Origin of the sequence: Photobacterium andalusiense (assembly GCF_900185625.1) — a bacterium.
GTDB classification, from domain to species: Bacteria; Pseudomonadota; Gammaproteobacteria; order Enterobacterales; family Vibrionaceae; genus Photobacterium; species Photobacterium aquimaris.
Genome location: NZ_FYAJ01000002.1, coordinates 619,501 through 635,665 on the forward strand (window position 1 = coordinate 619,501; position 16,165 = coordinate 635,665).

Genomic DNA, 16,165 nt, shown 5'->3' on the forward strand with positions numbered 1-16,165 from the left:
ATCTCCACCTAAAAACTGCCTCTAGATCACTAACGTTCTGTTAAGAGGGAGCAACGCAATACCAATGCTACCGCAGGACACCTTAAACACTAAAACCAACGCATAGTAAAAATGCTATGCATTGCGAGTCACTCTTAGACAGTTTTTTATACTTTTTTATCGCCTAAACCTCTGTAACATAGTATCAAAATCAACCACTGAGGTGCCTCCAGATGTTTGAGATAGATTCATCGATTTGGCAGATTCACTCACAATCCAACTAGAGCCACCTTTTGGAAGTTGATTCGAGTAAAACTCATACAATTTTTGGCGACCATATTTAACCTCAAGTTCTGATATAACCAACATTATATGGTTGTAAACAACCTTTCCAAACCCGATAGCTTCATCTACGGATGGAATGTAACCTTTATGAATTACCTTATTTCTAAAGCCTCTATCATTGCTGCTTAGTTCTGGTGGTAATTCACCTAATGATGATAAGTAGAGGTAGGTAAAAGCCCCAAGCTGCCTTTCAGATTGATTTGAAACGGTCTTCCACGCTTGATCTGCGAGTTCCGATGTAGTGCCAGTGTTCACCATTTGAAACTTTATAAAGAATTCGTAAAAGCGCTCTAGAGCACTAGCAAATGATGAAACAGACTCCCGAGTGTAACCGTCACCCAAAGCATTCATACCTAAGTCATATAAAATCTCATATTTAGCAGCACTTAACACAACTGAATACTCATGACCTCTCGGACATTTAATTTCGTGTACTCCGCTATCATGGAGCATGTGAGGAGTAAGCCTAAAACTAAGACTTTGCATGCCGCTTCTATTAAATGCTTCTTTCATACAATATGGACAAGTATGATTTATCCTCATGAGGAATCTCCAAAATTATAAAAGCTGATTAGTAAGCACTATTACTTTCACGCAAAATAACACCTCTAAAACCCACAATCATAATCAATTTAACTCATAAATATCATGAGTTTGATTGCATTATTTTATTTCAGAGTGTTTATTTGGAATGTAAAAAGTAAGACATTGATTAAATAAGCTTGATTAGCCAAATAAAACTAATCCAAATCACGTTAACAAGATATGAATGAGTATTAGGTCTAAATGATAATGGGGCAGATTTTGAGCTAGCTAAGATAGCTAGCTCATTTTGAACAGAAACGATTTTATACAATCACCTTACAAGCTTAACAGATGTCTCATTTGTTAAAAATGCTCTCGCAATCCTTCCATTGGTTTCTAATTTCGGCAAATTCTTCCTGTGAATTACAATGTTCAGCCCATAAACGAATAACAGCCGGTAAATCTTTACTATTTGCAATATAATAAAGACTAAGAACACTTGCTAACTTCGCAGCCTTAGTCTGTAAGGACAAGTTCTCTTCAAAATCTAGTAGGTCAAATCCAGTTAAAGTACGGTCAAGTGACTTCAGTACAGAATTTTCAAACTGAGAATTAAAAAATATACCTTTTTCATTCAGGATATTAATTACTACCTCAAATGCGTACGATAAATACAATCCCCTTGAATATTTTATAAATGTAGAAAAAGCATCTATAAATCTAAAGTCAAGATTATCGTCTTTACATAGAATATGATTGATAGCATATAACGCATCGATTACTAATTCCTTTTTGAAACTTGAAAGTGACTCATCTAACTCATTTATAAACTCTTCAACGTCAGTAGAAAGATATTGCACTGAAAAAGCTTTCAAACTTAAATAGTTAAGTCCTAATGACTTTAATTCAAAAATTATATCTTGAATGACTGTTTCATACCCAGCAAGCTTATTTTGAATAATTACAACATTTAAAGATTCAACAAAGAGTGAGAATCTATCAACCATTTCTCTTCTAATATCACTGTCTGAAGCATATTCTTCAAAAATAACTTTATCGGCTTGCCACCACCCTATTAGCTTTAGTGCATACTGATGAAGTTCATCATTGGTAAACTTTATCTTTTTACTACTTATTATTAATTCTTTTGTAAATTGGTCAGCTCTCCCACTTAAGGTGAATGAACTAGGATCGTCAGCGTTTTTCTGCACTAGTGGAGATAAAGCTGACAGGTACTCTCGAAAATTACTTTCAAATTTCGTATTACCCGAATAAATTTCTAGAAATGCCGACTTGTAGTAGTTCGTATGTTGAGGTAAACCAAATATATCTTTATCTGAAAGCAATTTTGCTAGAAAACTCTTAACTTGATTTTTATTCAAAAGTCCTAAATCATTCAAAGTAAGCAACGTACTAATAGCATTTCGTCTATCTTCCTTATTTTCAGATTCAAGTACTAACAAAAAAGCTTTTACTATATCATTAGACACGCTTACATCATTATTTCTAGATGTTATATTTGAACAAGATAATCCTAGAATAAAATCAAATGGATTAGGATAAATTAAATGTTGCATCTTGCTTTCATCATTTGAAATAGTATAAAACGATATTTCAGTTATTATCCCTATTCGATTAAAGAGTTCATTATGACTGAAAGAATCCATTAACCTCTTTACGAGTTTATCTAAACTTTCTAACCTATTATGAGGATTCTTATTACTATATATTTGTAACAATAGTCCTGCTATTTCATCTTTTACAGGTAGGGTTGCTCTGCAACAAAGCCGCGAAAGAACTTCAGGTAGTACCAATCCATATTCATACATACTATTTTCTTCATTCAAATATGAACTTAATAGCTTAATATATCTTTTGGCAATATTATCGATAAAACTAGATTCAAACTGAGATAAACTTTCTCGGGTAAAAATTAATTCGGAACTCTTCTTGTTACGAGTTCGAAGCATTGTTGTCATCGACCAATATGGCGCAATACTAGATACTCGCTCTATTGCACTATTGGCTCCATTTACACCAATGTTTAAGTGAGGAAGACTAAAAGGTAATGATGCGTCTTCAAAAAATCTCAGCAATCTAAATGCATTTAATACTTCTTCATTCCCATGAAAATAAAATTGTGTTGTTTGTTGAGTACCAAGATCAAAGCCATTTGTCACTGTAACTTGTTTAAAAGGCGTTGGATTGTGTTTGATTTCCAATTCTAGATATTGCTTCTCTTCAAGAGGACTACATTGAAACTGTCTCAACTCTTCTAGTCTTTCTAAATACTCAGGTTTTAAACCTCGATTCCAGTCCCTTGCTTTGATGGAAAGTGCATAATTGACATTATTTAACAGTACCAATATATACGACTCTAGAGAGACATTTGCATAGTCAATGATTACTGTGCCTGCATTTATTTTACGCCTAGTCTTGATAAGCGCTTGCTCTAATATATCTTGAGAATCCGTAAGTTTATTTATTTCAGCCAAAATGCTTGCTTTTCTATACATCCATATTGCTGATGAATTACCAGACACCCAGGTAGACAATAAATCCATCAAGGCAACATTTTTGTTATCTATTAGCAAAAATAACGCTCGTTCATAAATTAAATAGTCTTGGTAATGTTGACCTGAATACTTAGCTTCTAGTTTATTAAATAATGAGTACCATTCATCACTTTTTCCCTCTTCTCTATAGTATCTTAAAAGCGCTAATGCAATGTAGATAGTACCTCCATCAGAGGTACTATCTGTAGAAAACAAAGAACTGATAGCCAGCTTAATAGACTCTACTTCGTTGTCAAAAATTGGTAATAGTGACTTTTCTTTTCTCCATAAAAACTCATATACAAATTCTTTTAGTAGTGGAGTGGAGATTCGTGTTTTTTTATCAAGAATAGAAGACCAATTGCTAGTGTAATTCCATAATTTATGTCGCAGATTACTAGGTACGACTAGCCAATTAGGATATGAAAGTCTTTCATTTTTCCACAAAGATATTAGTTGCGTGATTTCTTCCTCAACTTCATTGTCTTTAGGCGGCTTTGTTGAGTTAAAACGAGAACAGGTCAACTCACTACTAAGTTTCCAACCTCTCTGTGTTTCAGATTCTTTTCTTTGTTCACAATAACGAATGAATGCATCAATTCCTGCTTGATGATCCTTTTCTCCAACACTTTTACATGCCGACATATCAACACAAGTAATGTTGTATTGTGATAGTGCTTTCTCTTGAGATGTTGATAAATTAAGTACGCCTATCAAATAGATTTTTGGAGAATTCTGACTGCCTAGATTGTCTCGAATCCAACCAATCCATTTTAAGAAATTTGGATCATCACCAGAAAAACCTATTAAACATAGAGTGTTTTCTAACAATGTTTGCTGTACCGTATTAACAAATGGAGCAAATTTTTGAGGATAAGTCCTATAATCTTCTTCACTAATGATTAAAGGTGTCGAGGCCGAAAAGCAACCATGAAGCTTTACAATTCTTGGGGGCGTAGAATGTACTAAGTTATCCTTATGAACGACTACTTTATAATTGCGCTCATTCACAGATTCGGCTGCTCGCTCTAGCAGAGTGTCATAATTCGTAGTAAATACATCCGTCCAAGGTAAACTCAATAATGAATGATGCAATTCTGACGGTTTGTAATCACCGTCAGGTATGCTTGTTCGTAATATATTATCTAAAACAGGGCGACCAAAATTCGATTCAACTTCATACGCTAACTTGAGTGGATCAAAGAAGTTATATTTTGCTTCAGCAATCTTTTCCCCTCTAACTTTTTCGTAAAAGACATTCCCTAAGTCTTGCCAACTAGGAAAGCGTTTTGCATTATCAAACATCGCTTTTGCGTTCATGCTAAAGCCTGCACCTATCATAATTGATGCATTTTTACTCCAAAGACATTGAGCTATTTCATCTAAATAAGGCTGAATCGACTTAGGGATATTTCTAACAAGCTTCATTTTTCACTCATACTAGGCCGTTATAGCTAACATTTAGCTATAGAATAGAAGGTTCGATAATGACTAAATCGCTATGTAAGCGATAGACACTTTAATTCATATTATCTTTATTAAAAAAGTTTAGTCAAAGAGTAACTTAGGAAAATGTTACGAGTATCTGCTCTAACGCATAATCGGACAATAGACAGCTAACCCGTGCAAATTTTCTGGGTTTGAAAATATCCAATAAAGCAATTATATATATGCACATTAAATCAAAAGTAATAGATTTAATGCTGCCATCTTTTAGGGAAGTAAGTCTTTAACGTCACACTCAAGTACTGCTGCGAGTTGATATGCCTTTTCCAACGTTATATTGACCTCACCACGCTCAATTCGACCGATATAGCTTCTATCTATATCTGCCAATAATGCTAGTTGATCTTGTGATACGCCTTTATCACGACGTTTTGAGCGCAAATTTTCACCAAAGAGTTTTGCTAAGTCTTTCATTTTATGGAATACCTAAAATGAAAGACTATCTATTATTGATGATTATGTTACCACGGACTATAATCCGCAAAACTATTTATTAAACACTTGATATGACCGATTTAGTAAAAATACATTCTGATATTCTTATGGCTTTAAACGAAGTTACTGATGAGCCATTTAAAACTACGACGATTCGTGATTTGCTGACGCACTTATTCCCACACTATAAAAACCCAAATACTACTAGGCTTTTTGCTTCACGGCATTTAGCAGAATTAGAAGATAAAGGAGTGCTTACCTCAACAGGTGTCAGACATGGTAAAAAATATAAAAAGTGTGATGACTACCACTTAATTAAATTTAAAACTAAAAAACCACGAAAAAACCAACATGTAGTGAACTATCAAACCAATAATATGGGCACTATGTCAGATGGTTGTATCAAGAGCCTGAAAACGCAAAAGGCCACAATGGAAGCTGAATTATCCATAAAACTTGCTGAGACTGAACAATACCAAGCGATGATCGAACAATTTCCAGAGACAGTCTCTCTGGCATTGAAGTTGCACTCTGAAGCGAAAGAAAACGCAGCAGCTATTGTTGGGCAAATTCGAGCAATATCTAACGTACTATCATATCAATAACTTTAAGGACTTAAGATGCTTCGACTCTGGCAAAGTGAGTGTATTTCTAATGCTATTGATCATTATAAAAATGGACATCGTCATTTTCTGGCTCAAGCAACCCCTGGGGCAGGAAAAACACGCATGGCAGCCTATTTAGCAAAGGTATTATTTGATAATAATATGATTGATCTTGTTATTTGCTTTTCACCATCAAAAACGGTTGCCTTAGACATTCAAAAAACATTCGCAGATATATTAGATTGTACATTCACAGGTCAAGTAGCAACGCTTGGGTGTTCTATGACTTACCAATCGATGCAATACCTTCATCATGATTTTTGGAAAACGATATCTCGCCGCCGTGTATTGTGTGTCTTTGATGAAATTCATCACTGTGGGGGTAATGAAGGCTCTGACAACAATAGTTGGGGGCAAAGCTTAGTACATGACATTCAACATGCAGCTTTGTATACACTGGCGTTAACAGGAACACCTTGGCGTTCTGATGAGCTACCTATTAGTTTACTATCTTATACTGATCCTGAAGATAAGGTGATTTGTAACTATCAATATTCTTTAAAACAAGCAGTGAATGATGGTGTTTGTCGACGACCAAATATTACTTTAATCGATAGCGATAAGATTTCATTGCAGAGTAGCACTGAGACTGAACACTTTAGCTCCATCAATGCACTTCTAGAAAATAGTAATACACATTATTCTTGTGTACTTAATAATAATGATGCTCTAAATGCAATCATTGAGTTGGCAGTTAATAAGCTTAAAACGATCAGACAAATATCAGTAAAAGCTGGAGGTTTAATCGTAGCAGCTTCAATCATACACGCTCAAAAAATCATTCAAATATTAAAACAACAATTCAACCAAACTTGTGTGCTTGTCACTTATAAAGACAAACACTCAAATAACATAATTGAGTCTTTTAAGTACAGCGCCACTCAATGGATAGTTAGTATTGGCATGATTAGTGAAGGTACTGATATTCCAAGACTTCAGGTCTGTTGTTATCTTAGTAATATTCGAACAGAGTTATACTTTCGCCAAGTTTTAGGCCGAATATTACGAACGACAAACCCCGCAAATCAAGATGCGTGGCTATACACTTTTGCTGAAAATAATCTGATACGGTTTGCAGAACAAATTGAAATAGATATTCCTGAAAGCTGTTCCAGAATAACGATGTTTAACGATAGTTATTACAGTGAACGAAACCAAGAACATACTCAATATTCAACGAATATCGATACCGAAGTGGAGGATCATTGCTATACGATAGACTGGGAGAACGATGAAAATGCGTTTATTGCTGAAAGTAATGATATTCAAACTCCACATTCAGCGCTTACTCTAGGCCAATACCACACTCGCGTAATCAGTGCTTTTATTTATGGGTGATCTACTAAACTCATTACATATTAATTTCTTTTAACTTTATAAGAGTTGTTGAGTATTAACAGGAAGGAAAGCCATGTTTCTACAAAGACCAGAACCACATTCAGATGAAAGTTTGGAAAGTTTTTTCATCAGAGTTGCAAACAATAATGGCTATGAAGATACCCATCGGTTCCTCATTGTAACAAAACGGTATTTACAAGATGAAAACCACGATAGATTTGAGGCTTTCCCTACTGATATAAAAACAATTAACCCTTATTCGTCCAAAAATAATCATGGTTCAAGAGTAGCAGCACTGCACAAAATAGCCCTTATGACTTTTAATGAGCAAACTGAGATACTGTCTTTAGCAATAAATAGAACATCGCTAATATATTCACCATCAACAACCACTCTAGTACGAGGTAGTGAGGTTATTCCTCGTTCATTATTACGAAAAAATACTATTCCATGTTGTCCAAAATGTTTATATGAGGAAGGTTTTGGACATTATTTATGGCATTTCAACGGTTACAATCACTGCCACAAACATAATGCTCTATTAACATATAAGTGCGCATGTGGCGCAGATTATGATTATCGAATAGCTGGTCTAAATGGACTTTGCAGAGAATGTGATACGTATCTTAATCCAAACCAACAACAACCAGATAGTGCCGAAAACAAAACTTCTGCTTGGCTTGCAGGTAAGACTATCGAGCAACTGCCTGATTTGCCTCAGAGCTATCGTTGGGGTCTAATACATTGGTGGACTCACCTTACTCAAAAAGAGTTTGATGGGGCTTCCTTCATTGACTTTTGGCATCGTTGGCCAGAATCCTTTCATCATTTAATACAACAAAAAATCGAATTTAATTTAGAACATTCAATTATTCATCATGATAATTTGAAGCTAAAAGATTTACTGGGAGATTTGTTCTTTAGCTGTATTCGATTACCTGAAAGGAATTTAAAGTACAATATTGTACTTAACGAGTTATTGAGATTTATAGATAATAATTTATGGCGTGACAATGGACTACTTGCGAATCTAAAAATGAATGCTTTAGAAGTCTCGATATTTCTTAATTGTTCGCGCGAGCAAATTGTATTAATGGTCGACCAACGATTTTTAAAAACCAGCCGGAAAGCTAAACCAAATAAACCATTAAGTTTCACTGATTACCTGTTTCACCTAGGGGATGTTTATTGTCTTTGGTTAGCTGAATTTCAAACTGATGAGTTTAATCGAACATTTATCATTTCGAGGTAGTCAATGAGTACACTAGCTGAAATTATTAATTCATCGTCATCAGATATAAATGTTGAATTCAAAAGAGCTTTTCGTCCACTGAGTCCAAATATTGATATTACAGACAACGAAGATATTGCTCTCATCATTTTAACCAACCTAACCGCAAAAGTAGACGCAAAGCAAATTTTGACCGATAGAGAAAACTGTAGGAAAAAATTAAAAGATAACAACTGGTGGTCACGTTGTATTAATACAATGAAATTTCGCCAAAGCCACAATGTTAAATTTCCCGAGATAAAAGCAACTGGAATAATTAGAGCTGATCCAATAGGTGAAATACCTAAGTACTTCCTCTCATCTTCAAAATTAAAACAAAAAACTTTGCCTTACGCGAATGATTCAAAGGATGTCAGTATCGCTAATTTTTTAACCAGTGAATTTATCTTGAACGGCAAAATTTGTTGCTTGGGCGTATTACTTGCAGATGAGCAGCATCCCCTCTGGGATCGTTTAACAAAACTGGGTTGTTATCAAAAAACACGCAAGTACGTAGCAAAACAACTTGAGAAAATTCCAAATTCTTGTATTGAAGTACACCTAGGTGCTAATTCTGTTCGACAGATTTCATTACCAGATGGGAATAACTCTTACTTATCTCTATCCCCTGTTACCTCTCAAACAATGCAGAGTTCATGCTATCAGTCTCTTCATAAACATTATTGGTTAAGTAAAACTACCCGTTATAGCCGAGCTTCAAATATGGGTGTACTTCCGATGACCTGCGGTGGAGCATTACGCATGTTAACTCATACTATAAGCTTTGAAGATGTCAAACATTGTCAAATATCACCCGATTCATATTGGTTAACTAAAGATGCAATACAAGCTTTCTACGACTATTTTGATTATTCAAACTGGCTGATGCCTCACACTCAAAAGCAACAAAAGTTAAAAACACTAAAAATCACAATCACAGAAATGATATCTCGGTGGTTATCATTACAAAAAAAATCAATAAAAGATAATAACTTAGATCTTGTGCATAAACTAAATTTTGATCTATCAAATACAAAATCCTTAAGACAATTTGCCTACGATCCAAAAACAACTAGATTTCTATTTACCTTAATTGAAAATAAATCAAACACACAGCAACCTTATACTTCACCTAATGAGAACTTTGATAATCAATATCTTCTTTTGCCTCAGATTTCTGTTTGTGGTGCATCTGCTATAAGCTCACCTATCACTATTGGAATACCCTCTTTAACCGCATTTTATGGCTTTATTCATGCTTTTGAGAGAAATGCACAAAAGGTCTTTTCAAATCTAAAAGTCGATTCATTTGCTATCTGCATTCATACTTTTCACCTACAAAAAAGAGGGATGACTAGGGAGAGTGTAATAAAATTGACAAATAATATATCTCCTCCAGCAACTCATGATGAATGGCATTGTGATCTAAAATTTAGTTTAGTTCTCAAAATAAATAATCTTGCTAACCTCAACCAAAGCAAGATATTGTATTCATTGCCCAAACGACTTGCTGGAGGCTGTGCAAGAATAAGTATAGATGACATAAAGACGATACAAGTATCTTCTAGCTTTAAGGATTTGGTTAAACAAATACCCACTTTTCAAGGACAATGGCTATCCTTATACAAGACGAAAATTGATTCCTTTGAAAACATTATTCAACAGATAAAAGCATCGCAAAATATAACCCCAACTTGTGTTGGGTATCATTACCTAGAAAAGCCGACAGAACGCCCTTTTGCCCTCAGAGACTACAACCATGTGTTTGCTGAGCCTATCATTGGACTCATCAAACCAATAACTATTAAAGAAGATACAAATTTACATGATTTGTTTTGGAACCAAATTAACAAGCCACACTACACTACAATAGAGACAAGGAATATGAATCATGAAGATCCCTATTAGTCTTGCTTATGAACGTTCAATCCATCCCAGCGATGTTTGTTTTTTTACCATTTGGCCAGATGGAAACAAAACCCCTTTATCTTTTATGAGCCGAACAGCACTTTGTCAAATGGAAGCCGCATCACTCGCTTACGATCCTAAAGGAAACCCTAAAAAAACGGCCACACCTGAAGCTCTTGCACAAGGAAACCCTCATCATATGGATTTCTGTAGCGTTCCCTTTGGCGCAGAGCATATTGAATGCGTTTTTTCAGTTTCATTCTCTTCCGAGCTTCGCAAACCTTACAAATGTAGCGAGCCTGAGGTTAAAAACACTTTGATTGAGCTGGTTAAATTATATGAGTCAAAAATCGGTTGGGATGAACTCGCAGGTCGGTTTCTAATCAATATTTGTCAAGGAAAATGGTTGTGGAAAAACACGAAAAAAGCGTACCAATTAAATATTGAAATTAAACCTTGGCCTTGGAAAAATAATCCCGTCATTTTCGAAGATATTAGAACAAATTACAGTACTTATAATGACTGTCTATCTGATCCCAAATGGCAAGAATTAAAACACCTCATCATCAATGCTTTCTCCTCCAAAAATGGTCTCACTATTTTCGAGATAAAAGCACAATTAACTCTACCAACGAATGCTGCGCTTTACCCAAGCCAAGCATTTATTGAAAAAGATAAGAAAGAAAAAAAACATCAATCTAGCCGTATATTTCAACATACATCAATCAACGGACAAAAAAGCCCTATCATAGGCTGCTATAAAGCAGGAGCAGGCATTTTTATGATTGATGATTGGTACCCTAATGCTGAAGAACCTATTCGTATAGGGAGATTCGGTGTACACCAACAAGATGTAACTTGCTATCGCCACCCCTCGACTCATCAAGATCTCTTTTCTTTATTGGAGCAGTCTGAAAAATATATAGCTTTATTAAAAAATAAAGAAAAAATACCGCAAAAAATACCGCAAAAAATAATAAATGAACTGCACTTTTTAATAGCTAACCTTATCAAAGGCGGGTTGTACCAACGTAAAGGAGAATAGACTATGGATTGGTACTATAAAACGATTCGATTTGTTCCTACTAATTGCAATAATGAATTTCTAGCAGCTAAGTGTATCAATATATTACATGGTTTTAGTTACCGTCATGATATTCGTTCTATTGGTATTTCTTTTCCAAACTGGTGTAATGAGACTGTAGGAGATCGGATTTCATTTGTAAGCATCGATAAAATGGCATTAGATTACCTACTCACTCAAAATTACTTTAAAGAAATGCAAGATCTTGGTTACTTCGATATATCAAAAACATTAATTGTTCCAATTGAATGTACCTTTGCATGTTTTAAGCGTTATCAAAAGATCGACAAATCGTCAGCGGCTGGTTTCCATCGAAAGATAAAGAGGCTTGCTAAAAGAGCGCATAATAGAGGTGAGGTTTTTGATAACAAGAAGTATAACATTTACAAACAATGCGATATTAGACACTATCATTCATTAGCAGAAGAAAGTAAAAGTAAAGGGTATGGATTTAGATTAAACATTCAAAGAACTAATGAAGTCAGCATCAATAATATACCTATTTTTAGTAGCTATGGATTAGCAAACACAGCACACACATTACAATCTGTTCCCATAATTTAACCCTTTTATTTTTACCATTCCTAATTTATTGGTTTTATAACCTAGAAAAAATTTAGGGTATATTATTGGTTTTTTATCTAATCATCTGATAATAACAAGCTATATTTATATTAGTTACAGTATACTGCCGAGTAGGTAGCTGATAACTCTGACAAAAACTCAAACCACACATACTTGATGTATACTGCCGAGTAGGTAGCTGATAACAATGTCTACACATTACAAGGCTTATTTGCAGCGTGTACTGCCGAGTAGGTAGCTGATAACTCAGTGTGTAGTGGTCAGGTTAAACTGGTCATTATTTTATAGTTTTTCGATAGATAATAAACCAGCATATTAAATAGTATTAGCACATAGATATTTTAATCCAAAACTCACGAGTCAGGACTAACGACCTAACTCTGTTTGTACAATTTTGAATTAGTCACCATGACTAGCTCCCCCTAATGTTAGAATTGTTTAAACCGCAGAGATAATCTTACTGTATTCAATACTAATGCTATTGCTCCGTTAAATTAAATGTAATGATTTAATTTATGTAATAGCTACTGCACATAAATATACCTAAACAATAAAAATGGTTCATCGCGGATTAGCGGGAAATTAAAATAAAAAAGCGGTAGAAAGTGATATGGTTTAGTCACCCCAAAAAAAACAGACACAAACTACCGTTTTCATGATGAATCATACTTTCCTGACCTCATTTGGGGATTACAAGAGTTTGCTCGAAATCTTAAATCATACCCTCATGGCATAATTTATTCTGCTAATTATCCACTGAACACATGAACATTTGAAGAGATAAATAACAAGATAAAGTTAATCAGGCGAATGGATACAGGTATCGAGATACAGCATACTTCTTTTTAAATATAAAAGCAGCTTTCTCCGGAAAGCTGCGATGAACCTAAAAACATGTAAGTAACTTTCTTACAGCCAGTCTTAATTAATAGTGATGATACTACGAAAATATCAACTTATGGTTGTTTTGAGTAATATCAATATATGGTTGTATTTTTATTAAACAATTGATTTTTATGTGAATATTGAATATCAACTTATGGTTGTATCAACATTCGCCAAATAGCGAACCTTTTCAATTGTACTATTAAATAATAATCACTGAGTAACGGCGATCAATGCATCCGCAAGGTAATCAATCTGCTGCTCTTGTAGACCAGCAATATTAACGCGTCCATCACCCACTGCATAAATCGCAAACTCATCACGTAAACGCATAATTTGCTCAGGCGATAACCCTGTCATTGAGAACATGCCTTTATGATCAGCAATAAACGTAAATTGGTCGCAACCTTTGGCTGTTAATGTTTGTACTAAGCGCTGACGCAGACCAATAATACGCTGTTGCATCATAGTCAATTCTTGTTTCCAGACCGCTGTTAGCGCACTGTCTGTCAAAATATCAGCAACAAGCGCAGCACCATGATCCGGCGGCATGGTATAACTTGCACGAGCAAGGGTCAGAATACGTCCTTTAGCTTTTTGAGCATCGTTAATATTAGCGCCAACTAACAATGCTGCGCCTGTACGTTCACGATATAAACCAAAGTTCTTTGAACATGATGTCGCAATCATCATTTCTTCTATATTGTCAGCCATGAACTTCAAGCCAGCGCCATCTTGCTCTAAGCTATCACCAAAACCAAGGTATGCCATATCAACAAACGGCATAAAACCATTTTTATTAGCGAGCGTTGTGATCGCTTGCCAATCTTCAAGGCTAATATCAGCACCAGTAGGGTTATGACAACAACCATGTAGCAATACTACGTCATTACTGCCAGCCTGTGCTAATGCCGATAGCATGGCATCAGTATTTACTCGTTTAGTAACACGATCAAAGTAGGGATAAAATTTTACCTTAAGCCCAGCAGCTTCCATTACCGGTTTATGGTTAACATAGCTTGGATCGGTCAGCCAAACAGTGGTATTAGCATTAGCCACATGAAGCAGATCTGCTAGCATACGCAATGCACCACTAGCACCTGGTGTTTGAACACCCACAGTACGGCTATGTGCTGATGTATTAGCAAGCAATAAATCAATCATAGCTTGGTTAAACACTTCGCTTCCCGCTAGCCCCACATAAGATTTAGTGGTTTGGGTTTGCAATAAGCGGGTTTCGGCCTGTGAGATTGCCGTCATGATCGGGGTTTGACCGTGGTTATTACGATAAACGCCAATACCAAGATCCATCTTATTTTCGCGCTGATCAGCATTATAAATAAGTGATAATGATAAAATAGGATCAGGTTGTGCCGCAGAGAGTTGTGTGAACATTAATTAAATTCCATTTAACAAGCATGAATTCAAATTAGCATTTCAATTTCATGCCGTCATTAGAAATAATCACCTCACACACATTTATTATGAAGAGACAAAATGGATTAATTGATTAAGTTAAACTTCATAACTTAATCAATTATTGATGGGTGGTATTACCAAATGGTTTCATCATCAGGTAAGTTTAGTAATGCTTTTAATGATGGTGCTTTTTCCAATAAAGAATACAAACGCTCACTGTGTTCTTCTAGTAATTGGCATGCCAGCTCAACATTACGGGCTAATACCGCTTTCATCAACGCTTCATGTTCACCGTTATCATGGTATTGCTTTTCTGGTGATAAACGTGCGTTGAGTAAAAAATGGCGGTAGCGTTCTTGCTGATCGTAAACATGCGAGATCATATCGCGAATAAACTCAGAGCCTTCACACGCTACTAGCGATAAATGAAATTCTTTATGGCGTAATTCCCACTCATCATAATCAAACAAGGCTGATTCTGGATCTAAACGATTAAGCTTATGAAAAGCAGTTAAAATTTGTAACTCCCAAGTTTCATCACCTTTTTTAATCGCATCTTTTAACGCAACGTGCCCTAGTGCTAAGCGAGCTTTTAAAATCCCTCGTAGTTCATCAAGGGATACATCTGCTACCCAAAACCCTTTTTGTGGTTTCATAGTGACATACTTTTGCCACGATAATTGCACCATCGCTTCTCGTAGTGGGGTTCCACCAACTTGATAGCGCTCTTTTAATTCACTTAGAAGCAGTTTCTGTCCAGCTTCAAACTCACCACATAAGATATCGTGCCTGATTTGGCACATTATTCTATCACTTATGGTTGCAAAGTTATTTTTAGTCATACCAACCATCTAGTCTTTCATCAGATTAAACATAAAACTCGGTATCATTCACAATCATCACTGACCATTACCGAATTTTGTTACTCTCACACACCACAAAACCGTATTATTTATGAATAATTGCACTTTATTTTAATGCCCTTAAAATGGGTAATTATTCACAAAATAGTCATAACAACAAATACGTGACCATGCTTTTGTTGTTAACTCAAATTACGTGTTATCTACAATAATCCGTTTTTTATACCAATAATGACTATTTATAGTTCATCAAGGATTTATAAAATTAAAAATCAATGAGTTAAATAGACTACACTAATAATATATACCCCGTTACTGACACTTAAATATACCATAAACATATACAAATTTAATAAAGGTTATATTTTTAACCATTATATTTAGAAAAACTACTTCTTATGCTGTTTTATGAGCAATGTAGCGATATTTATACTAAATAAAAAATATAATATTAGACATGAATGCCTAACTTATCTTTTATTATCATGACTAATCGTATTTATTCTATTATTTGCGTATTTATTATTAATCTCATTATGTTTAATTGGCATAATCAACACAGTATATTCAGTTTTTCTATCATTCTATGGTCGTTAGTTCCTCTTCTGGGTTTACATTATGTTATTAAACACTATGAAGTTTTCCATAACAAAACACTTACTGTTATCAAATCATATTCCGCATGGATATTATTTTTTGCTTGGATAACGTGTATATGTTTTTCTATAACAATGCCTTACGCTGTAAATATTATTAGTGAAACCAATGACCATTATATTTCACTGTACATCTTATCGCCTGCT

11 protein-coding genes and 1 pseudogene are annotated in these 16,165 nt (G+C 34.9%); 7 read left to right on the forward strand and 5 right to left on the reverse strand.

Features of this window, described 5'->3' with window-relative positions:
- Positions 1 to 156 precede the first annotated feature (156 nt).
- The 3 genes from PAND9192_RS08330 to PAND9192_RS08340 all read right to left on the reverse strand — a co-directional run bounded on the left by PAND9192_RS08330 (position 157) and on the right by PAND9192_RS08340 (position 5,324).
- Positions 157 to 837: a hypothetical protein gene (locus PAND9192_RS08330; RefSeq protein WP_144018088.1), complete on the reverse strand. Its 681-nt coding sequence runs from the start codon at positions 835 to 837 to the stop codon at positions 157 to 159.
- Positions 838 to 1,205: 368 nt separating this feature from the next.
- Complete coding sequence (gene dsr2 / locus PAND9192_RS08335; protein WP_087853375.1) at positions 1,206 to 4,832, reverse strand: anti-phage defense-associated sirtuin Dsr2; 3,627 nt, start codon at positions 4,830 to 4,832, stop codon at positions 1,206 to 1,208.
- Between the two features lie 285 nt (positions 4,833 to 5,117).
- Positions 5,118 to 5,324, reverse strand: a complete 207-nt coding sequence (locus tag PAND9192_RS08340; protein ID WP_045039437.1) for a helix-turn-helix domain-containing protein — start codon at positions 5,322 to 5,324, stop codon at positions 5,118 to 5,120.
- Between the two features lie 92 nt (positions 5,325 to 5,416).
- Between PAND9192_RS08340 and PAND9192_RS08345 the strand changes: the two genes are divergently transcribed.
- From PAND9192_RS08345 to PAND9192_RS20875, 7 genes and pseudogenes are all read left to right on the forward strand, one after another.
- Positions 5,417 to 5,950, forward strand: a complete 534-nt coding sequence (locus PAND9192_RS08345) for a VspR family transcription factor (protein WP_087853376.1) — start codon at positions 5,417 to 5,419, stop codon at positions 5,948 to 5,950.
- Positions 5,951 to 5,965: 15 nt separating this feature from the next.
- On the forward strand, positions 5,966 to 7,348 hold the full coding sequence (locus PAND9192_RS08350) for a DEAD/DEAH box helicase (RefSeq protein ID WP_087853377.1): 1,383 nt from the start codon (positions 5,966 to 5,968) through the stop codon (positions 7,346 to 7,348).
- 73 nt (positions 7,349 to 7,421) lie between these two features.
- Positions 7,422 to 8,600, forward strand: coding sequence for a TniQ family protein (locus tag PAND9192_RS08355; protein WP_087853378.1), 1,179 nt, complete (start codon positions 7,422 to 7,424; stop codon positions 8,598 to 8,600).
- Between the two features lie 3 nt (positions 8,601 to 8,603).
- A complete protein-coding gene (locus tag PAND9192_RS08360) occupies positions 8,604 to 10,526 on the forward strand; it encodes a type I-F CRISPR-associated protein Csy2 (protein ID WP_087853379.1) in 1,923 nt (640 codons plus the stop codon).
- A complete protein-coding gene (gene csy3 / locus PAND9192_RS08365) occupies positions 10,510 to 11,571 on the forward strand; it encodes a type I-F CRISPR-associated protein Csy3 (protein WP_087853380.1) in 1,062 nt (353 codons plus the stop codon). Before PAND9192_RS08360 ends, csy3 begins: the two co-directional genes overlap by 17 nt.
- A 3-nt stretch (positions 11,572 to 11,574) precedes the next feature.
- Positions 11,575 to 12,174 carry a type I-F CRISPR-associated endoribonuclease Cas6/Csy4 gene (gene cas6f, locus PAND9192_RS08370; protein WP_087853381.1) on the forward strand — a complete coding sequence of 200 codons (600 nt, stop codon included), beginning with the start codon at positions 11,575 to 11,577 and terminating at the stop codon, positions 12,172 to 12,174.
- A gap of 711 nt (positions 12,175 to 12,885) precedes the next feature.
- Positions 12,886 to 13,079: pseudogene (locus PAND9192_RS20875) on the forward strand (transposase); the annotation flags it as partial.
- A gap of 214 nt (positions 13,080 to 13,293) precedes the next feature.
- Here PAND9192_RS20875 and PAND9192_RS08375 read toward each other — a convergent pair.
- Complete coding sequence (locus PAND9192_RS08375) at positions 13,294 to 14,475, reverse strand: amino acid aminotransferase (RefSeq protein ID WP_087853382.1); 1,182 nt, start codon at positions 14,473 to 14,475, stop codon at positions 13,294 to 13,296.
- 158 nt (positions 14,476 to 14,633) lie between these two features.
- Entirely contained in the window at positions 14,634 to 15,302 is a 669-nt protein-coding gene (locus tag PAND9192_RS08380) for an FCD domain-containing protein (RefSeq protein WP_234999025.1), read from the reverse strand.
- Positions 15,303 to 16,165: the final 863 nt, after the last annotated feature.

Bases quoted from the DNA above. Each gene is read 5' to 3' on its own strand.
- PAND9192_RS08330 (WP_144018088.1), bottom strand. From the start codon at position 837: ATGAAAGAAGCATTTAATAGAAGCGGCATGCAAAGTCTTAGTTTTAGG.
- PAND9192_RS08355 (WP_087853378.1), top strand. From the start codon at position 7,422: ATGTTTCTACAAAGACCAGAACCACATTCAGATGAAAGTTTGGAAAGT.
- PAND9192_RS08350 (WP_087853377.1), top strand. From the start codon at position 5,966: ATGCTTCGACTCTGGCAAAGTGAGTGTATTTCTAATGCTATTGATCAT.
- PAND9192_RS08345 (WP_087853376.1), top strand. From the start codon at position 5,417: ATGACCGATTTAGTAAAAATACATTCTGATATTCTTATGGCTTTAAAC.
- PAND9192_RS08340 (WP_045039437.1), bottom strand. From the start codon at position 5,324: ATGAAAGACTTAGCAAAACTCTTTGGTGAAAATTTGCGCTCAAAACGT.
- PAND9192_RS08375 (WP_087853382.1), bottom strand. From the start codon at position 14,475: ATGTTCACACAACTCTCTGCGGCACAACCTGATCCTATTTTATCATTA.
- csy3 (WP_087853380.1), top strand. From the start codon at position 10,510: ATGAAGATCCCTATTAGTCTTGCTTATGAACGTTCAATCCATCCCAGC.
- cas6f (WP_087853381.1), top strand. From the start codon at position 11,575: ATGGATTGGTACTATAAAACGATTCGATTTGTTCCTACTAATTGCAAT.
- PAND9192_RS08360 (WP_087853379.1), top strand. From the start codon at position 8,604: ATGAGTACACTAGCTGAAATTATTAATTCATCGTCATCAGATATAAAT.
- dsr2 (WP_087853375.1), bottom strand. From the start codon at position 4,832: ATGAAGCTTGTTAGAAATATCCCTAAGTCGATTCAGCCTTATTTAGAT.
- PAND9192_RS08380 (WP_234999025.1), bottom strand. From the start codon at position 15,302: ATGTGCCAAATCAGGCACGATATCTTATGTGGTGAGTTTGAAGCTGGA.